Genomic DNA, 19,238 nt, shown 5'->3' on the forward strand with positions numbered 1-19,238 from the left:
GAATGCTTACCTTATAAAAAGTAGCGATCGCGGAAGGTCAACAGCGCCTTTTCAAAACAGCTAAATGGCGGGTGAACGATGCCCGCCCCAATCATGCCGATCCCGGCGTCTTTGTGGGCAATGGCGGTGTTGATCACCGGCAGAATGCCGCTGGCAGCGACTCTGGTGATATCAATCGCCGTCGGAATGCCCATAAACGAGAGCAGCGGAATGGTGACGTTCGGGTTTTCGCCGAGGGTGATTTCACGCATCTGGCGCGAGAAGTCGATGGCTTCGTCCACCGTGCCGCCCACCAGCGCCACAATCGCCGGAGCCGTCGCCATCGCAAACCCGCCGATGCCGTAGGTTTCGGTGATGGCGCTGTCGCCGATATCCAGACCGGAGTCTTCCGGCTTGTAGCCCGCAAACATCGGGCCAATCACCTGCTGCGCCGGGCCGGTAAACCACTGCCCCGGCAGGCCGGAGATGCGCAGACCAAACTCAAAACCGTTGCGCGCCATGGTGGTGACGACGGTGCTGTACTCGATCCCGTGCGCGGCATCGAGCGCGGCTTTGCACATCGCCATCCACGTCGGGCCGGAGAAGTAGTCGCTGCTCGCCACAAACTCGAACACCTGACGCTGCTGCTCCACCGGATAACCGGCCTGAATCAGGCCCGGCGTCAGAGCCTGGATCAGCAGCGTGGTGCCCGCGTTGTTGCGGTTGTGGCACTCGTCGCCCATGTGCAGGGCCTGGGCCAGCATCAGGCGCAGATCGATTTCGCCGATGATTTTCATCGCATCGCGCAGCATCGGGCCGAGCACATCGCGCATCCAGTTCAGACGATCGATCACGCTCTGGTCGTTAGCGCCCATGCGCAGGATCTTCGCCATCTGCTCGCTGAGGTTGGTGAACGCCCGGTTGCCGTAGGTTTTGTTCTCGACGATGTGCATAAACATCGACGCCGAGGTGATGCCCGCCATCGAGCCGACGCAGTCATGTTCGTGGCACGGCGAGAAGGTGATTTCGCCGGATGCAGCGAGGCGTTCCGCGTCTTCCAGATCGCTCGCCAGCCCTTCAAACACCAGCGCGCCCGTTACCGCACCGCGCATCGCACCGCACATGTTTTCCCACGCGACCGGCGGCCCGGCATGCAGGATGGTGGTGCGGGTCATGCCTGGCACCACGTTAATGGCCTGGTCGAAGCCCACCAGCACCGGATGAGACTGGATAATGCGCTCCAGCGCCTGTTGGTTGGCGGCGGCGATTTTGTCGGCGAGCGTGGAGTGCGCCAGTTGATCCAATGCTTCGACCACCTGCAGATTGCCCTGCCCCGGCGGCGTCCAGTCGAGCTGCGTGACCGGCACGTGCTGTTTTTTCAGGTCGTCGCTGAACAGGGCGATGCCGACGTTGATGACGTTCAGCGGCTGGTTAAATAAGGTTTTCATCAGGCTTTCTCTCCTTTGCAGACAAATTCACGCGCCAGTAATCCGGTATTGGTACTGCTGCTGGCCCAGATCACGCCGGCGTCCGTCAGCAGCTGGCACTGCTGCGAAAGCGACGGAGTATCCAGATCGGTGCCGAGCACGTAGCCGAGGATCTCCAGCGGGCGGTTGTCCGCTTTCGCGATAGCCTGCGCCTCTTTGATGGCGTCGATCATTACCCCGACCGGGTCTTCGTGAGAGCCGAAACCGAGCACGAAATCCATCACGATCACCCCCACTTCCGGATCGCGCGCCTCTTGCAGCAGGCGGCTGATGCGGTTGGTCGGGTCGATCATCGGGTGCGGTTTGCCGTTGGTGAAGTCGTCGTCGCCAAAGTCGAGGAAGGTATGAGCCTGGCTGACGTTGAGATCGGCCAGCCGTTTGGTCGGGTCCGGCTGGATGTTGCTGTAGACGTCGTCGAATTTTTCCAGCGCCGCGAACATCGCTTCGTCGCACAAAGTGCCGCCGCAGAACAGACCGCGAATGTACTTTTGCTGCGGGGTCAGACGGGCGCGGACTTCTTCAATGAGCGGCCAGTTGAGCGGGTGCAGATCCAGCGACTCTTTTTTGATGCCAGTGAGGAGGACCGCTTTCAGGGCTGCCTCTTTGGTGCCGCGCGCGAACTGCAATCCGTCTTCATCGGCGGGCGGTTCGTTGCGCCCGAGGAAACAGACCACGACCGGTTTGCGGCAGGCGCGGGCGCGGGCCAGCACTTTTTCAGCCACTTTTGGCGCAGGCGGTTTCGAGATTAGAGCAATCACCTGGGTGGCCTCGTCGGCTTCCAGCATTTCAATGGCGTCGAGCATCATCAGGCCGCCGATTTTTTCACTCAAATCGCGCCCGCCTGTGCCGATCAACTGCGAGATCCCGCCGCCGAATTCATGAATGCGCGCGCTCAGCTCCTGGCTGCCGGTGCCCGATGCGCCGACGATGCCAATCGGCCCGCGACGTACCGCGTTGCCAAAGCACAGGGCCGCGCCATTGATAATGGCGGTGCCGCAGTCCGGGCCCATCATCAGCAGGCCTTTCTCATGCGCCAGCTGCTTAAGCGCCAGTTCGTCGTCAAGGCTGACGTTATCGGAGAAGAGCATCACGTTGAGATCGTTTTCCAGCGCCTGGCGCGCCTCGCGGGCGGCGAACAGACCGTTGACGGAGATCACCGCCAGGTTGCTGTCGGGACGATGCGTTTTGGCGCTGGCGAGCGTGGCAAAACGGGATTCGTGCGCCCCGCCGCTCTCTTTGCGGGTAAATAACGCTTCGATGGCCGCCAGAGTTTCGTCGTCAGCGGCATCGCCTTTAATCACAATCAACAGGTCGCCGTTTTTAGCGTCCTGCAGTTCTGGCGTTAATAAGCCTAAATTTTTTAATACGCCTTTATTCATTTCGGTCGCCATCGCCACAAACGCCTGGTCCACACCGGGCAATTTATTGGCTTTGGTCGAGACCGACATCAGCGAGACCGAATCAAAATAAGTGTTCTTTTTAATAACGATTTTGGTGGGCATGTTTCCTCCCGAATGCGGGCAAAAGGGGGCCGTCATCATGATGAAGTCATGATGGTAAAGGTGAAAATTTTCAGGTCAGGCAAGCCCGGAAAGGCTTGCCGAATACATTATGCGCCGGCGGCTAACAGCAGCTCGGCAATGGCGTGATAGCCTTTTTCGCGCGCCAGTTCGAGCGGGGTTTTACCGTATTTATCGGTCATGTGCGGATTGGCGCCGTGGTCGAGGAGTAATTTGACGATCTCCTGCTGTTTCGCCCCGCCGTCGTTGAGGACGATGGCTTCCAGCAGTGGCGTCCAGCCGACAAAGTTGGTGTGGTTGACGTTGATATCCGTGTGGGTCAGCAGTTCGCGGACAATCTCCACGTGACCTTTTTCGCTGGCAGGCGTGATGCCGACGCCGCCGAAACGCGACAGACGGTCGAGATCCGGCTTCGCGGGCAGAACAATGCGCAGCAGGGTTAGGTCGTTTGTCAGGCAGCTAATTAAGAACGGGTTAAAACAGGTCTGATCCTGCTGGTCGATATCCGCCCCGGCGGAAATAAGGAATTCGACGCAAGAGTAATGCTTTTTCAGGCTGGCAGTAATAATGGCGGTTCTTTTCTGGCGGTTGGTGGCGTTGATATCCACCCCTTTTTCCAGACAGGCTTTGAGCGCATCCAGATTGCCCTGCTCTGCCGCCAGCAGAAATTCAGTAACGAGTTCATTTGCAGACATATTCAGACTCCGATGTTTTCATTTCTGATGCCCTGAGAATAGCAACAGCCCCGCGATAAAAGAATCCGCTTAAATTTCATTCATCGTAAGCCGAGACATTGTTGAATCAAAATCAACAGTCGGGTCAAAACGTGCGTGGGTGCAATGTTTTTCTTATCTTTGACGCACTTTTAACGCGCTAAACGGCTTTCTGCTTATGGCTCGACACGCCTTGACTGGCGCGGCCTGAAACAAAATAACAGAAGTGTGATAGTGCTCAAATGAGTTGTAACCGCAGTGTTAAATATTGTTCAAAACTGATTGCCGTCACGGGCGATTACAAATAGATTCAACAATACTGCCGGGCGAATAAATAAGGGCGAGCCATGAATTCTATTTTTACCGAAGAGAACCTGCTGGCCTTTACCGCTGCGGCGCGCTTCGGCAGTTTCAGCAAAGCCGCCGAGGAGCTGGGCGTGACGACGTCGGCCATCAGCTACACCATCAAACGGATGGAGACCGGGCTGGACGTGGTGCTGTTTGTGCGCAATACGCGCAGCATCGAGCTGACGGAGTCCGGGTTTTACTTTTACCGTAAAGCCACCGATCTGCTGAATGACTTTCACGCCATCAAGCGCGGGATCGATACCATTTCGCAGGGCATTGAGGCGCGGGTAAGGATTTGTATTAATCAACTGTTATACACCCCGCGCCACACCGCCCGCTTATTACAGGTATTAAAAAAGCAGTTTCCGACCTGCCAGATCACCGTCACCACCGAGGTGTATAACGGCGTGTGGGATTCGATTATTAATAATCAGGCCAATATTGCGATTGGCGCGCCGGATACCCTGCTCGACGGCGGCGGGATTGATTACACGGAGATCGGCGCGATTCGCTGGGTATTCGCCATTTCTCCCCAGCATCCGCTGGCATTTTCCCCTGAGCCGATCGCCGAAAGCCAGCTGCGGCTCTATCCGAACATCATGGTCGAAGACACAGCGCATACGATCAATAAAAAGGTGGGTTGGTTGTTGCACGGACAGGAGGCGATTCTGGTGCCGGACTTTAACACCAAATGTCAGTGTCAGATCCTCGGGGAAGGGATTGGTTTTTTACCGGAGCATATGGCGCGGGAGGCGGTGGAAGAAGGTTTACTGGTGACGCGGCGGATTAATAATCCTCGCCAGGATTCCCGCATGCTGCTGGCGACGCAACATGCGGCGACCGGTCAGGTCACCCGCTGGATCAAACAGCAGTTTGGACCGCAGGGGGTACTGACCGGGATTTATAACGATTTACTGTGGCGGGATTAATCGCGGGACTGCACCCAAAAGGCGTGAATAAGCCCGGGGATGTAACCCAAAAGCGTCAGCACGATATTAATGATAAACGCCCAGCCGAAGCCTTTGCCCAGCAGCACGCCCAGCGGTGGGATAAGAATTGTAAAAACGATACGCCAGAAACCCATACTTTCTCCATACTCCATACAAGCTAAAAAAGATCATTGTTAAAAAAGAGTTATTAACTCTAAGCGTAGCGAGTTTAGCCTGGCCTGCCATTTTGCCCGCGCGCTTTTACGCTCCTTTACCCTCTTTACAATCACTTAGGCTGGCGATTAAGGGGTATTCGGGCATGACAACTGTACCCGGCTTCCGACGTGGGCTAAGGTAAGACATACCAAAACGAGGAGATCATTATGTTTACAGTTGGAGATGTTGTGCAGCCACGTATGGGCGGCCCGAAATTGAAAATCGTTGAAGTCCATGAGGATCAGATTGTTGCCGTACAGGCAAGCAACGAGCAGGGAGAGAAGTTTACGCTGAAGGCAGCAGATGTGACGCTGTATAAAGAAGACGGCGATTTCGGCGTCTGTTGAAAGCTCAGGGCGGTGAGATACCGCCCTGATGTACCACTTAGATCAGAAAATCATCCAGTGATTGACCGTTTGCCAGCGCGTTCGCGATTGGCTTAGGCGTACGGCCCTGGCCGGTCCAGGTTTTTTCTTCACCGTTGACGTCAGTAAAACGATATTTCGCTTCACGCGCCTGACGTTTTTGCGGCTGGCTGGCGCCTTTCAGAACGTCTTTGCCCAGCAAGTCTTCCGGAGAAATACCGTCTGCTTTCATCAGCTCTAACAGCGCATTAATTTTCTGCTGCTGTTCTGCCTGCTGGCTCTGCATTTCATCTTGCTCATTACGTTTTTCTTCCGTAACGATGCGGAATTTTTCCAGCATTTCTTCAAGCACATCAATTGAGAATTCACGCGCCATTGCGCGAAGGGTACGGATATTATTAAGATTTTGTAACATTGAAGACATATTACTGAAGACCTTTTATGAGTTGATTCAATGAGCAATAGTTCAATATGGTAATCCACTTTACTTTGAATATCCATTAATTTCCTCCCTGACTTTTATTGAGGATATTCAAAAATATTTATTTAATTATCGTTACCTTTATTTGCACTCCTCGCAAAATTGCATTTAGTTTATCGCCCCGTTTCTATTTCAAAACGGCGTTCGTCGTGTGATTCTTCGCCCGTCACTTCTTCATTTCTGAATAATCATTCACCTGCGCGGCATAACAACACAAAAACCAATGTCAGAATAATTCACCACAAAATGCGCTTTGGAAGCAGATTCTTCACCACAAGCTCACTTTTCATTCTGCGGGAAGGAGAGTCTGCTGAACGCCAGTTTCGTGCGGTTGAACCCTCATTGATAAAACAAACTTAACATATTGATTTTAAAAACTGTTTACAGGTGTAAAACAGAAAATGCCGAGGGTTGCAGAAAGGAACTCTGTTTAGAGCATTTTGTGGACAAAACGCCATTAAATAAAAATTAATCACTCATTGTGACTTTCAAAGCAGAGAGATACTCTATACACGCTCAAGAAAGCAACCTAAAGCACCAATCGCTGCGGGTAAAATCTCTGTTTTGTGTTTATCTCAAGGAGTTCGGACATGTTCTCACCGCAGTCTCGCCTGCGCCATGCAGTTGCAGACACTTTCGCGATGGTTGTCTACTGTTCCGTAGTGAACATGCTGATCGAGATATTCCTCTCCGGAATGTCTTTTGAGCAGTCCCTTTCTTCCAGACTGGTGGCGATCCCGGTTAACATTCTTATTGCATGGCCGTACGGTTTTTACCGCGATGCGGTGATGCGCGTGGCGCGCCGTTTTAGCCCGTCTGGCTGGATGAAAAACCTGGCGGACGTGCTGGCGTATGTCACCTTCCAGTCCCCGGTGTATGTGGCGATTTTGCTGACCGTTGGCGCAGACTGGCATCAGATTGCCGCTGCCGTCAGCTCGAATATTGTGGTGTCGATGTTGATGGGTGCCGTCTACGGCTACTTCCTCGACTACTGCCGCCGCCTGTTTAAAGTCAGCCAGTATCATCAGTCTCAGGCGTAACGTGCTGCGACTGGCCGCTGCCAGTCGCGTGTTTACTGCGGTTCGCCAAACAAACCTGTCAGAAATCTCTCCAGCGCCATGCGGGAGCTAAAACCATGCGGAATGCCGTAATGCTGGTGCCGTTCTCCGGCTAAATAGAGCGGAAATTCCTGATAGTGATCGCAAGTTTTGATATCCGTGGCCGGCTCAGCAAACGACAAACTGCGGTCTTTCAGCGTGGGGTGAATAATCAGCGCAGTGCGTCCCATTCGGGCTTCACGGTTAACGTAAACATAATTATCGCCGCGGCGATATCCGTATGTTTTCTGTGTCACTGCATCCATGATGAAACCCGCTTTTTCAAGAACGCGCGCCACCTCATCGGGTCGTAAATACATATTTTATCCTCGTTATCTTTTCCTGCGGGCCAACCTTACAATATTCAGCATTAGCAACGCTTTCAGATAAATCCATAAAGGCTCCGATAAGTCGTGACTCGCTTCAGATATTAAAAACCTGGACTAAACTGTGTGTGAACGCAAAATTATGGAGGATCGTATGTTTAACAGACCGAACCGAAACGATATTAATGACGACGCTCAGGATATTCGTAACGATGTCAGCCAATTAGCAGACACACTGGAAGATGTTTTGAAATCCTGGGGCTCTGATGCGAAGGACGAGGCGGATGTCGCCAGGCGTAAGGCTCAGTCTCTGCTGCGTGAAACCCGCGCCCGGATGCATGGCCGCTCGCGCACCACGCAGGCCGCCTGCGATGCCATTGGCTGTGCCAATACGTTCATTCGCGAAAAACCGCTGTATGCCGTGGGGACCGTCGCCGCGGTGGGGATTTTTATCGGTGCGTTACTGACGCTGCGTAAATAGTCCTTAAAGCGTGATTCGTTGACCCTCGTTCGCTCCGGCGTTCGGGGGTTTTTATTTTTCGCTCAAAAAAAGCACCGCAAACCGCGTACAGCCTGCCCCTCCTCGCTGCGTTCATCATCGAGGCTAAATCAATCGTTAAATCCCATATCTTGTATGGTTGAAACTTACATCAACTACATCTAGTATTCCTTTTGACAAGACACACACAACCTGACGCGTTCATTCGCGCCGCTCCCTCATTCTAAATGGAAATACGAATCATGAGCATTACTATTTACACTCGTAACGACTGTGTTCAGTGCCACGCCACCAAACGTGCAATGGAAAGCCGCGGCGTCGAGTTTGAGATGGTGAATGTGGACTTACAGCCCGATGCGGCAGATACCCTGCGCGCACAAGGATTTCGTCAGCTTCCGGTGGTGATCGCCGGGGAAACCAGCTGGTCAGGCTTTCGCCCGGACATGATTAACCGCCTGCAAACTCAGGCCGCCAGCGCATGAGTCTGATCGTCTACTTCTCCAGCAGCTCGGAAAACACGCTGCGCTTTATTGAGCGCGTCGGGCTGCCCGCGGTGCGTATTCCGCTTAACGAGCGCGAGCGGATTCAGGTAGACGAACCTTACATTCTGGTGGTCCCCAGCTACGGCGGCGGTGGAACGGCGGGCGCGGTGCCCCGCCAGGCGATCCGCTTTCTGAACGATCCCCATAACCGGGCGCTGATTCGCGGTGTGATCGCGGCAGGTAATCGCAACTTTGGCGATGCTTTCTGTCGCGCCGGGGATGTTATCTCGCAAAAGTGCGGCGTGCCGTATCTCTATCGTTTTGAACTGATGGGGACACAGCAGGACGTAGAGAACGTGCGTAAAGGAGTGAATGAATTTTGGCAACGACAACCGCAGAACGCGTAATGCAGGGATCGACGGATTACCATGCCCTGAACGCCATGCTGAACCTCTACGATCGTGAGGGGCATATTCAGTTTGGCAAAGACCACGAGGCGGTCGACGCCTTTTTCGCCGCCCACGTTCGGCCAAACACAGTGCCGTTTGCCAGCCAGCAGGCGCGGCTCGACTACCTGGTCAACGAGGGTTATTACGAAGAACGCGTGCTGACGCGCTACGACCGCGCTTTCGTGGTGAGCCTGTTTGAACGCGCCCACACCAGCGGTTTTCGTTTTCAGACTTTCCTCGGGGCCTGGAAGTATTACACCAGCTACACGCTCAAAACCTTCGACGGCAAACGCTATCTGGAAAGTTTTGAAGACCGCGTCTGCATGGTCGCCCTAACCCTCGCCCAGGGCGACGAAGCGCTGGCGCAGCAGCTGACGGATGAGATCCTCTCCGGGCGTTTCCAGCCTGCGACACCGACGTTCCTCAACTGTGGCAAAGCCCAGCGCGGCGAGCTGGTCTCCTGCTTCCTGCTGCGCATCGAAGACAATATGGAGTCGATTGGCCGCGCGGTGAACTCGGCGCTGCAGCTCTCCAAGCGCGGCGGCGGCGTGGCGTTTTTGCTGTCGAACCTGCGGGAATCCGGCGCGCCGATCAAGCGCATTGAGAACCAGTCTTCGGGCGTGATCCCGGTGATGAAAATGCTGGAAGATGCGTTTTCCTACGCTAACCAGCTGGGGGCGCGTCAGGGCGCGGGCGCGGTCTATCTCCACGCCCATCACCCGGACATCCTGCGTTTTCTTGATACCAAGCGCGAAAACGCCGACGAAAAAATCCGCATCAAAACTCTTTCGCTTGGCGTGGTGATCCCGGATATCACCTTCCAGCTGGCGAAAGAGAATGCCGGGATGGCCCTCTTCTCCCCGTACGATATCGAGCGCATCTACGGCAAGCCCTTCGGTGACGTGGCAATTAGCGAGCTGTACGACGAACTGGTCGCTGATGACCGCATTCGAAAAAAATACATCAACGCCCGCGACTTCTTCCAGACTCTGGCCGAGATCCAGTTTGAGTCCGGCTATCCGTACATCATGTATGAAGATACGGTGAACCGCGCCAACCCAATTGCCGGGCGCATCAACATGAGCAACCTGTGCTCGGAGATTTTGCAGGTTAACAGCGCGTCTACTTACGACGAGAACCTGGACTACGCCGAGACTGGCAAGGATATCTCCTGCAATCTCGGCTCGCTGAATATTGCCCACACCATGGATTCGCCGGATTTTGGCCGTACCGTGGAGACCGCTATTCGCGGACTGACGGCGGTATCGGACATGAGCCACATCCGCAGCGTGCCGTCGATTGAAGTCGGGAATGCCGCGTCCCACGCCATCGGGCTGGGGCAGATGAACCTGCACGGCTATCTGGCGCGGGAAGGTATCGCCTACGGTAGCCCGGAGGGGCTGGATTTCACCAACCTCTATTTCTACACCATCACCTGGCACGCCCTGCATACCTCGATGATGCTGGCCCGCGAGCGCAAACAGCGTTTCGCCGGATTCGAGCAATCGCGCTACGCCAGCGGGGAGTATTTTAATCAGTATCTGGAAAGCGACTGGCAGCCGAAAACCGACAAAGTGCGCGCGCTGTTTGCCCGCGCCGGAGTCCATCTCCCGACGCGTGAGATGTGGCAGCAGCTGCGCGCCGACGTGATGCAGTACGGCATCTACAACCAGAATCTGCAGGCGGTCCCGCCGACCGGATCGATTTCCTATATCAACCACGCGACGTCGAGCATTCATCCGATCGTCTCGAAAATTGAGATCCGCAAGGAAGGCAAAACCGGGCGCGTGTACTACCCCGCGCCGTTTATGACCAACGAGAATCTGGCGCTGTATCAGGATGCCTATGAGATCGGCCCGGAGAAGATTATTGATACCTACGCCGAGGCCACGCGCCATGTGGATCAGGGGTTGTCCCTGACGCTGTTCTTCCCTGATACCGCCACCACGCGGGATATCAACCGAGCGCAGATCTACGCCTGGAAAAAAGGGATCAAAACCCTGTACTACATTCGCCTGCGTCAGCTTGCGCTGGAAGGCACCGAAATTGAAGGCTGCGTGTCCTGCGCGCTGTAAGGAGAAAGGATGAAACTGTCACGCGTCAGTGCCGTTAACTGGAATAAGATCCAGGACGATAAAGATCTGGAGGTGTGGAACCGCCTGACCAGCAACTTCTGGCTACCGGAAAAGGTACCACTCTCCAACGATATTCCGGCGTGGGCGACGCTCAGCCACGCCGAGCAGCAGCTGACCATCCGCGTGTTCACCGGGCTCACGCTGCTCGACACCATTCAGAATACCGTCGGTGCCCCGGCGCTGATGGCCGATTCGCTGACCCCGCACGAAGAGGCGGTGATGTCGAATATCAGCTTTATGGAGGCGGTCCACGCCCGCTCGTACAGCTCGATTTTCTCGACGCTGTGCCAGACCAAAGATGTCGATGCGGCCTATACATGGAGCGAAGAGAGCGCCTCGCTCCAGCGCAAAGCCCAGCTGGTGCTGGAGTATTATCAGGCCGATGAGCCGCTGAAGAAGAAAATCGCCAGCGTGTTTCTGGAATCCTTCCTCTTCTATTCAGGCTTCTGGCTGCCGATGTACTGGTCGAGCCGCGGCAAGCTCACCAATACCGCCGATTTGATTCGCCTGATCATTCGCGATGAAGCGGTACACGGGTATTACATCGGATATAAGTATCAGAAAGGGCTGGAGAAAATTAGCGAAGAGAAGCGCGAAGAGCTGAAAGGTTTTGCCCTTGATTTGCTGATGGATCTCTACGATAACGAGCTGAGCTACACCGAAGAGCTGTATGCGGGCACCGGCTGGGAGGAGGATGTGAAAGCCTTCCTCTGCTACAACGCCAACAAAGCGCTGATGAATCTCGGCTACGAGGCGCTGTTCCCGCCGGAAATGGCGGAGGTGAACCCGGCGATTCTGGCGGCGCTCTCGCCGAATGCCGACGAAAACCACGACTTCTTCTCGGGCTCCGGGTCGTCTTACGTGATGGGTAAGGCGGTGGAGACGGAGGATGAGGACTGGGATTTTTAGCGCGGCGTTGTCCCCTCACCCTAACCCTCTCCCCAAAGGGGAGAGGGGATCGCTCGGTGCGGTCTTTTCTCCCTCGCCCCTTTGGGGAGAGGGGAAAATAACGAATCTGAATTTAATATAAATTCCACTTCCTCCCCCACAAATATCCCCCATCATCTATACTGTAATTCCAGCGTCATATTCTCCTGAATTATTCCGATTCAGAAGAAATTCCCCGACCGCGCGGCAAAAATCTCAGAAAAATTCAACACCCGCTCAGCCCTTTCCTCATGGGAAATTCAGCCGTTTCGCTAACGGCAAAATTCGTGCCATAAGCGGCGCAAGGGTTGTCTCAGATTCTCAGTATGTTAGGGTATGGCCAGTTCATTATTTTTAATGGTATTCATATCGACGCAATCAAATAACGGGAATATTTCTATTGCATGGCAATTAAATTAGAAGTTAAAAATCTATATAAAGTATTTGGCGAGCATCCGCAGCGCGCGTTCAAATATATTGAAAAAGGACTTTCAAAAGAACAAATCCTGGAGAAAACAGGATTATCCCTTGGCGTTAAAGACGCCAGTCTGGCAATTGAAGAAGGCGAGATTTTCGTCATCATGGGATTATCCGGTTCGGGTAAATCGACCATGGTTCGCCTTCTCAATCGCCTGATTGAACCCACCCGCGGACAGGTGCTGATTGATGGCGAAGACATCGCCAAAATATCTGACGCCGAGCTTCGTGAGGTGCGCAGGAAAAAGATAGCGATGGTCTTTCAGTCATTCGCGCTAATGCCACATATGACGGTACTGGATAATACCGCTTTCGGTATGGAATTAGCGGGAATCCCTGCGGCGATTCGTCAGGAAAAAGCGCTGGATGCATTACGTCAGGTGGGGCTGGAAAATTATGCCCACGGCTATCCGGATGAACTTTCTGGCGGGATGCGCCAGCGCGTCGGTTTAGCCCGCGCATTAGCCATCAATCCCGATATTTTATTAATGGATGAAGCCTTCTCGGCGCTCGATCCATTAATTCGTACCGAGATGCAGGATGAGCTGGTAAAACTGCAGGCAAAACATCAGCGAACCGTGGTCTTTATTTCCCACGATCTCGATGAAGCGATGCGTATTGGCGATCGTATTGCCATTATGCAAAACGGCGAAGTGGTGCAGGTCGGTACACCGGATGAAATTCTGAATAATCCGGCCAATGATTATGTTCGTACCTTCTTCCGCGGCGTGGATATTAGCCAGGTGTTTAGCGCCAAGGATATTTCCCGACGTGCGCTGGACGGCATTATTCGTCGCACCCCAGGTTTTGGCCCGCGTTCGGCGCTCAAACTGTTGCAGGATGAAGACCGCGAATATGGCTATGTCATTGAACGCGGGAATAAATTTGTGGGCATTGTCTCCATCGACTCTCTGAAAAAAGCGCTTAGCGAAAACCAGGGAATCGATGCGGCGTTACTCGACGCTCCGCTTGCCGTGGACGCGGAAACGCCGCTCAGCGAGTTGCTCTCTCACGTCGGCCAGGCACCCTGCGCGGTTCCGGTTGTCGGGGAAGAACAACAATACGTCGGCATCATTTCAAAACGCATGTTGCTGCAGGCTTTAGATCGCGAGGGGGCAAACAATGGCTGATCAATCAAACCCGTGGGGAACCACAGAAGCGGCGGATAGCGCCGCACAATCGGCAGATGCGTGGGGCACTTCCGCACCTGCGCCCGCTGACGGCGGCGGTACGGCAGACTGGCTCACCAGCGCGCCCGCTCCGGCACCGGAACATTTCAATATCATGGACCCGTTCCATAAAACCCTGATCCCGCTCGACAGCTGGGTGACCGAGGGCATCGACTGGGTGGTGACCCACTTCCGTCCGGTGTTCCAGGGCATTCGTGTCCCGGTGGATTACATCCTGAACGGCTTCCAGCAGATGATGCTCGGCATGCCCGCGCCTGTCGCTATCGCCCTGTTCGCCCTGATTGCGTGGCAGTTCGGCAGCGCAGGGATGGGTATCGCCACGCTGATTTCACTGATTGTGATTGGCGCGATCGGTGCCTGGTCTCAGGCCATGATCACTCTGGCGCTGGTCCTCACCGCCCTGCTGTTCTGCGTGGTGATCGGCCTGCCGATGGGGATCTGGCTGGCGCGCAGTCCGAGGGCGGCGAAAATTATTCGTCCGTTACTGGATGCGATGCAGACCACACCGGCGTTTGTCTATCTGGTGCCGATTGTCATGCTGTTCGGGATCGGGAACGTGCCGGGTGTGGTCGTGACCATTATCTTCGCCCTGCCGCCGATCATCCGTCTGACCATTCTGGGGATTAACCAGGTGCCGGCCGATCTGATCGAAGCCTCGCGCTCGTTCGGTGCCAGCCCGCGCCAGATGCTGTTCAAAGTGCAGCTCCCGCTCGCGATGCCGACCATTATGGCGGGTGTGAACCAGACGCTGATGCTCGCCCTGTCGATGGTGGTGATCGCCTCGATGATCGCCGTGGGTGGACTCGGTCAGATGGTTCTGCGCGGGATCGGTCGTCTCGATATGGGGCTGGCCACCGTGGGCGGCGTCGGGATCGTGATCCTCGCCATTATTCTTGACCGCCTGACTCAGGCTGTCGGTCGTGACTCACGCAGTCGCGGCAACCGCCGCTGGTACAGCACCGGCCCGGTCGGGTTGTTAACCCGTCCATTCATTAAATAAGGAACAACGATGCGACATAACATCCTTTTTGCCACAGCGTTTGCCACCCTTGTCTCCACCAGCGCATTCGCCGCTGATCTGCCGGGCAAAGGCATGACCGTTCAACCGGTTCAGAGCACTATTTCGGAAGAGTCCTTCCAGACCCTTCTCGTCAGCCGCGCGCTGGAGAAGCTGGGCTACACGGTGAATAAGCCGAGCGAAGTGGATTACAACGTGGGTTACACCTCGATTGCCTCTGGCGATGCCACCTTTACCGCCGTGAACTGGCAGCCTCTGCATGATGATATGTATGCCGCAGCGGGCGGGAGTAAGAAGTTTTACCGCGAAGGCACCTTCGTGACCGGTGCGGCGCAGGGTTATTTGGTCGACAAAAAAACCGCCGATAAATATCACATCACCAACGTTGAGCAGTTGAAAGATCCGAAGATCGCCAAACTGTTCGACACCAACGGTGACGGCAAAGCCGACATGATGGGCTGTTCGCCGGGCTGGGGCTGTGAAGCGGTGATTAATCACCAGAACAAAGCCTTCGATCTGGAGAAGACCGTCGACGTCAGCCACGGGAACTACTCCGCAATGATGGCCGATACCATCGCCCGCTTTAAAGAAGGCAAACCGGTGATCTACTACACCTGGACGCCGTACTGGGTGAGCGACGTGCTGAAACCGGGTAAAGATGTGGTCTGGCTGCAGGTGCCATTCTCGTCTCTGCCAGGCGAACAGAAGGACATCGATACCAAACTGCCGAACGGCATGAACTACGGGTTCCCGGTGAACACCATGCACATCGTCGCCAACAAAGCCTGGGCTGAGAAAAACCCGGCGGCAGCGAAACTGTTCTCGGTGATGAAACTGCCCCTGGCGGATATCAACGCGCAGAACGCGATGATGCACGAAGGCAAATCGTCTGAAGCGGATGTTCAGGGTCACGTTGACGGCTGGATCAAAGCCCACCAGCAGCAGTTCGACGGCTGGGTGAATGAGGCGCTGAGCGCGCAGAAGTAAGGTTTTCCCCTCTTCCAAAGGGAGAGGGGGATTAGGTTCCCTCTCCCCGTGGGAGAGGGTTAGGGTGAGGGCATCAGGCCGCACAATCTCACCCTCCCAACCCTAAACCGCACAAACCACCACGCAACAAATCCCCAACATTCACATTCATCCGTTATGATGGTTTCTGAAAAAATAATCACTTAACTTACGATTGTTGAACCCCATGACAAAAACATCTCAAGGGCTTAGCCCGGCACTTATTCTGCTCATGTCCGTGGCAACCGGCCTGGCGGTGGCCAGTAACTACTATGCGCAGCCCCTGCTCGACACTATCGCCCGCGCCTTTTCTCTCTCGGCCAGTTCAGCCGGATTTATTGTCACCGCCGCCCAGCTTGGCTATGCCGCGGGGCTGCTGTTCCTCGTGCCGCTGGGCGATATGTTTGAACGCCGCAGATTAATCGTCTCGATGACGCTGCTGGCCGCAGGCGGGATGTTGATCACCGCCTCCAGCCAGTCGCTGGGGATGATGATCCTCGGTACGGCCCTGACCGGGCTGTTCTCGGTGGTGGCGCAAATCCTCGTCCCGCTGGCCGCCACCCTCGCGGCTCCGGAAAAGCGCGGGAAAGTCGTTGGCACGATCATGAGCGGCCTGCTGCTGGGGATTTTGCTGGCGCGTACCGTGGCCGGGCTGCTGGCGAGTCTCGGCGGCTGGCGGACGGTCTACTGGGTCGCCAGCGTGTTAATGGTGGTGATGGCCTTTGCCCTGTGGCGCGGCCTACCAAAAGTGAAGCAGGAAAACCATCTCAACTATCCTCAGCTTCTCGGTTCGGTTTTCAGCCTGTTCACCCAGGATAAACTCCTGCGCACCCGCGCGCTGCTGGGCTGTTTCACTTTTGCCAACTTCAGCATTTTGTGGACCTCGATGGCCTTCCTGCTGGCCTCACCGCCATTCAACTATTCCGAAGGGGTGATTGGCCTGTTCGGTCTTGCGGGTGCGGCCGGTGCGCTGGGGGCACGTCCTGCCGGGGGGCTGGCGGATAAAGGTAAATCCCATCTGACGACGTCTGCCGGGCTGGTCCTGCTGCTGCTCTCGTGGGCGGCAATCTGGTACGGGCATATCTCGGTGCTGTCGCTGATTGTCGGAATTCTGGTTCTCGACCTGACGGTTCAGGGCGTGCATATCACCAACCAGACGGTGATCTACCGGGTGAAACCTGAGGCGCGTAACCGCCTGACCGCCGGTTACATGACCAGCTACTTTATTGGCGGTGCGGCGGGCTCGCTGATTTCAGCTTCCGCGTGGCAGCACGCGGGCTGGACGGGGGTTTGCGTGGTGGGTACGGTTGTCGCCGCCATCAACCTGCTCATCTGGTGGCGCGGATATCACCAGCAGGAAGCCATTATCTAAGCTTTACATCGGTTTGGGGCGACTTAGGGTGTTAAGCAGCCCCACACTCTGTTAAGGTGAGCGTAATTATTTATCCCAGAAATTTTACTGTGGGTGACATATTAGATTACCGCATGAAAAGTTTAGACCTGGTGGCTTCACCACTCCCCTGCAGATCGCTGACATCTCCATCCCGTTTGAAACTTCATGCTGTTTCGCATCACCCGACCCCGTCTTTCATGGGCGTTTGCCCTTCCTTTTCTGTGCTTACCGGGTCACGGACTCACCCGGCACTTTCTGACAGTGATATCAGTTTGGCGGATATAACCGCACAAATAATTCATTTACATTATTTGTCACTGTCGTTACTATATCGACTGTAATTAATGAGGTCATACCCAAATGGATAGTTCGTTTACGCCCATTGAACAAATGCTTAAATTTCGCGCCAGTCGTTATGAGGACTTCCCTTATCAGGAGATCCTGTTAACCCGCCTGTGCATGCACATGCAGGGTAAACTGCTGGATAACCGCAATAAGATGCTGAAAGCTCAAGGGATTAACGAGACGTTGTTTATGGCGTTGATTACCCTGGAGTCTCAGGAAGATCACAGCATTCAGCCTTCGGAGCTGAGCTGCGCGCTGGGTTCGTCCCGTACCAACGCGACCCGCATCGCCGATGAGCTGGAAAAACGCGGCTGGATTGAGCGCCGTGAAAGCGACAACGACCGCCGTTGTCTGCATCTGCAATTGACCGACAAAGGTCACGAATTCCTGCGCGGGGTGCTTCCACCTCAGCACAACTGTCTGCATCAACTTTGGTCTGCCCTGAGCACCACCGAACGCGATCAGCTCGAGCACATCACTCGCAAGCTTCTCACCCGTCTGGATCAGATGGATGAAGAAGGCGCCATTCTTGAGGCGCTGAGCTAACGCGACGACACGCTCAACCATCCAGATTTAATAAAAAAATTGATAGGCCAGCACGTCACACTGCTGGCCTTTCTGACAACAGGTCGGCTCAGCCGATGTGAAAATAAGAAGATCGTGGAGAACTACAATGAGCGCAAATGCGGAGAACACTCCCCCGCAGCAACCGGTCAACACTAAGAAAGGCAAACGCAAGAGCGCCCTTCTGCTGCTGACTTTGCTCTTTATTATTATTGCCGTGGCATATGGGATCTATTGGTTTTTAGTACTGCGTCATATTGAAGAAACCGATGACGCATACGTGGCAGGGAACCAGGTTCAGATTATGGCGCAGGTGTCGGGCAGCGTGACGAAAGTCTGGGCTGACAATACCGACTTTGTGCAGAAAGGGGATGTGCTGGTCACGCTCGATCCGACCGATGCCCAGCAGGCGTTTGAAAAAGCGCAGACTCAGCTGGCCGCCAGCGTGCGTCAAACCCGCCAGTCGATGATCAACAGCAAACAGCTGCAGGCGAGCATCGACGTGCAGAAAACCGCACTGGCTCAGGCCCAGAGCGACCTCAACCGTCGCGTGCCGCTCGGCACCGCCAACCTGATTGGCCGTGAAGAGCTGCAACACGCCCGTGACGCCGTGGCCAGCGCGCAGGCGCAGCTCGACGTGGCGATCCAGCAGTACAACGCCAATCAGGCGATGATTCTGGGCACCAATCTGGAAGAACAGCCTGCCGTGAAACAGTCGGCAACCGAAGTGCGTAACGCATGGCTCGCCCTGCAGCGTACCAAGATTGTCAGCCCGATGACCGGCTATGTTTCGCGCCGCTCCGTTCAGCCTGGCGCCCAGATAAGCCCGACAACGCCGCTGATGGCGGTGGTTCCGGCCTCCAATCTGTGGGTGGATGCGAACTTCAAAGAGACGCAGCTGGCCCACATGCGTATTGGCCAGACCGCGACTATCGTCAGTGATATCTACGGCGATGACGTGAAGTACACCGGTAAAGTGGTCGGTCTGGATATGGGGACCGGCAGTGCCTTCTCCCTGCTGCCTGCGCAGAACGCCACCGGGAACTGGATCAAAGTGGTTCAGCGTCTACCTGTGCGTATCGAACTGGATGGCAAACAGCTCACCGATCACCCGCTGCGCATCGGTCTGTCGACCCTCGTCACCGTGGATACCGCTAATCGCGACGGTCAGATGCTGGCGAACCAGGTTCGCACTCATCCGGCCTATGAAAGCAACGCCCGTGAAATCAGCCTTGATCCGGTCAACAAGCTGATTGACGACATCGTGAAAGCGAACGCCGGTTAATCCGAAGG

The 19,238-nt window shown here is 55.1% G+C and carries 20 protein-coding genes; 14 read left to right on the top strand and 6 right to left on the bottom strand.

Features of this window, described 5'->3' with window-relative positions; all coding sequences use genetic code 11:
• Positions 1-11: 11 nt before the first annotated feature.
• The 3 genes from U9O48_RS17175 to U9O48_RS17185 all read right to left on the bottom strand — a co-directional run bounded on the left by U9O48_RS17175 (position 12) and on the right by U9O48_RS17185 (position 3,681).
• Positions 12-1,427 (bottom strand): DUF1116 domain-containing protein, encoded by a 1,416-nt coding sequence (locus U9O48_RS17175; protein ID WP_324722843.1) that lies wholly within the window; start codon positions 1,425-1,427, stop codon positions 12-14.
• Entirely contained in the window at positions 1,427-2,968 is a 1,542-nt protein-coding gene (fdrA, locus tag U9O48_RS17180; RefSeq protein WP_324722844.1) for an acyl-CoA synthetase FdrA, read from the bottom strand. The genes U9O48_RS17175 and fdrA overlap by 1 nt, the downstream gene beginning before the upstream one ends.
• Before the next feature lie 107 nt (positions 2,969-3,075).
• A complete protein-coding gene (locus U9O48_RS17185; RefSeq protein ID WP_282492892.1) occupies positions 3,076-3,681 on the bottom strand; it encodes an ankyrin repeat domain-containing protein in 606 nt (201 codons plus the stop codon).
• A gap of 365 nt (positions 3,682-4,046) precedes the next feature.
• Between U9O48_RS17185 and U9O48_RS17190 the strand changes: the two genes are divergently transcribed.
• Positions 4,047-4,976: a LysR substrate-binding domain-containing protein gene (locus U9O48_RS17190; RefSeq protein ID WP_282492891.1), complete on the top strand. Its 930-nt coding sequence runs from the start codon at positions 4,047-4,049 to the stop codon at positions 4,974-4,976.
• Here the strand turns inward: U9O48_RS17190 and U9O48_RS17195 are convergent.
• On the bottom strand, positions 4,973-5,131 hold the full coding sequence (locus U9O48_RS17195; RefSeq protein WP_282492890.1) for a YqaE/Pmp3 family membrane protein: 159 nt from the start codon (positions 5,129-5,131) through the stop codon (positions 4,973-4,975). The genes U9O48_RS17190 and U9O48_RS17195 overlap by 4 nt on opposite strands.
• A 228-nt stretch (positions 5,132-5,359) precedes the next feature.
• Here U9O48_RS17195 and U9O48_RS17200 point away from each other — a divergent pair, with 228 nt between their 5' ends.
• Positions 5,360-5,539, top strand: a complete 180-nt coding sequence (locus U9O48_RS17200) for a hypothetical protein (protein ID WP_282492889.1) — start codon at positions 5,360-5,362, stop codon at positions 5,537-5,539.
• Between the two features lie 37 nt (positions 5,540-5,576).
• Here the strand turns inward: U9O48_RS17200 and stpA are convergent, their stop codons facing one another.
• Positions 5,577-5,981, bottom strand: coding sequence for a DNA-binding protein StpA (stpA, locus tag U9O48_RS17205; protein WP_095283013.1), 405 nt, complete (start codon positions 5,979-5,981; stop codon positions 5,577-5,579).
• Positions 5,982-6,628: 647 nt separating this feature from the next.
• On the opposite strand from stpA, the gene alaE reads away from it, so the two are divergent.
• The gene (gene alaE / locus U9O48_RS17210; RefSeq protein WP_285144883.1) at positions 6,629-7,078 is read left to right on the top strand and encodes an L-alanine exporter AlaE; all 450 of its coding nucleotides are present in this window, start codon (positions 6,629-6,631) and stop codon (positions 7,076-7,078) included.
• Between the two features lie 32 nt (positions 7,079-7,110).
• On the opposite strand, the gene U9O48_RS17215 is transcribed toward alaE, so the two are convergent.
• A complete protein-coding gene (locus U9O48_RS17215) occupies positions 7,111-7,455 on the bottom strand; it encodes a DUF2002 family protein (protein WP_100779198.1) in 345 nt (114 codons plus the stop codon).
• 160 nt (positions 7,456-7,615) lie between these two features.
• Between U9O48_RS17215 and U9O48_RS17220 the strand changes: the two genes are divergently transcribed.
• The 11 genes from U9O48_RS17220 (at position 7,616) to emrA (ending at position 19,230) form a co-directional block, all read left to right on the top strand.
• The gene (locus U9O48_RS17220) at positions 7,616-7,942 is read left to right on the top strand and encodes a DUF883 domain-containing protein (RefSeq protein ID WP_100779197.1); all 327 of its coding nucleotides are present in this window, start codon (positions 7,616-7,618) and stop codon (positions 7,940-7,942) included.
• 245 nt (positions 7,943-8,187) lie between these two features.
• Complete coding sequence (gene nrdH, locus U9O48_RS17225; RefSeq protein ID WP_095283017.1) at positions 8,188-8,442, top strand: glutaredoxin-like protein NrdH; 255 nt, start codon at positions 8,188-8,190, stop codon at positions 8,440-8,442.
• Positions 8,439-8,849 carry a class Ib ribonucleoside-diphosphate reductase assembly flavoprotein NrdI gene (gene nrdI, locus U9O48_RS17230; RefSeq protein ID WP_285150821.1) on the top strand — a complete coding sequence of 137 codons (411 nt, stop codon included), beginning with the start codon at positions 8,439-8,441 and terminating at the stop codon, positions 8,847-8,849. Before nrdH ends, nrdI begins: the two co-directional genes overlap by 4 nt.
• A complete protein-coding gene (nrdE, locus tag U9O48_RS17235; RefSeq protein ID WP_324722846.1) occupies positions 8,822-10,966 on the top strand; it encodes a class 1b ribonucleoside-diphosphate reductase subunit alpha in 2,145 nt (714 codons plus the stop codon). Before nrdI ends, nrdE begins: the two co-directional genes overlap by 28 nt.
• Before the next feature lie 9 nt (positions 10,967-10,975).
• Positions 10,976-11,935 (top strand): class 1b ribonucleoside-diphosphate reductase subunit beta, encoded by a 960-nt coding sequence (gene nrdF, locus U9O48_RS17240; RefSeq protein WP_282492884.1) that lies wholly within the window; start codon positions 10,976-10,978, stop codon positions 11,933-11,935.
• 422 nt (positions 11,936-12,357) lie between these two features.
• Positions 12,358-13,560, top strand: coding sequence for a glycine betaine/L-proline ABC transporter ATP-binding protein ProV (gene proV / locus U9O48_RS17245; protein ID WP_282492883.1), 1,203 nt, complete (start codon positions 12,358-12,360; stop codon positions 13,558-13,560).
• A complete protein-coding gene (gene proW, locus U9O48_RS17250; RefSeq protein ID WP_285154472.1) occupies positions 13,553-14,620 on the top strand; it encodes a glycine betaine/L-proline ABC transporter permease ProW in 1,068 nt (355 codons plus the stop codon). The genes proV and proW overlap by 8 nt, the downstream gene beginning before the upstream one ends.
• Positions 14,621-14,629: 9 nt before the next feature.
• Positions 14,630-15,625: a glycine betaine/L-proline ABC transporter substrate-binding protein ProX gene (gene proX / locus U9O48_RS17255; protein ID WP_285144879.1), complete on the top strand. Its 996-nt coding sequence runs from the start codon at positions 14,630-14,632 to the stop codon at positions 15,623-15,625.
• A 205-nt stretch (positions 15,626-15,830) separates the two neighbouring features.
• Positions 15,831-17,015, top strand: coding sequence for an MFS transporter (locus U9O48_RS17260; RefSeq protein WP_282492880.1), 1,185 nt, complete (start codon positions 15,831-15,833; stop codon positions 17,013-17,015).
• Between the two features lie 381 nt (positions 17,016-17,396).
• Positions 17,397-17,927 (top strand): transcriptional repressor MprA, encoded by a 531-nt coding sequence (gene mprA, locus U9O48_RS17265; protein ID WP_100779188.1) that lies wholly within the window; start codon positions 17,397-17,399, stop codon positions 17,925-17,927.
• 127 nt (positions 17,928-18,054) lie between these two features.
• Positions 18,055-19,230: a multidrug efflux MFS transporter periplasmic adaptor subunit EmrA gene (gene emrA / locus U9O48_RS17270; protein WP_282492879.1), complete on the top strand. Its 1,176-nt coding sequence runs from the start codon at positions 18,055-18,057 to the stop codon at positions 19,228-19,230.
• The last annotated feature ends 8 nt before the right edge of the window (positions 19,231-19,238 follow it).

Source organism: Lelliottia sp. JS-SCA-14, from assembly GCF_035593345.1.
Taxonomy (GTDB): domain Bacteria; phylum Pseudomonadota; class Gammaproteobacteria; order Enterobacterales; family Enterobacteriaceae; genus Enterobacter; species Enterobacter wanjuensis.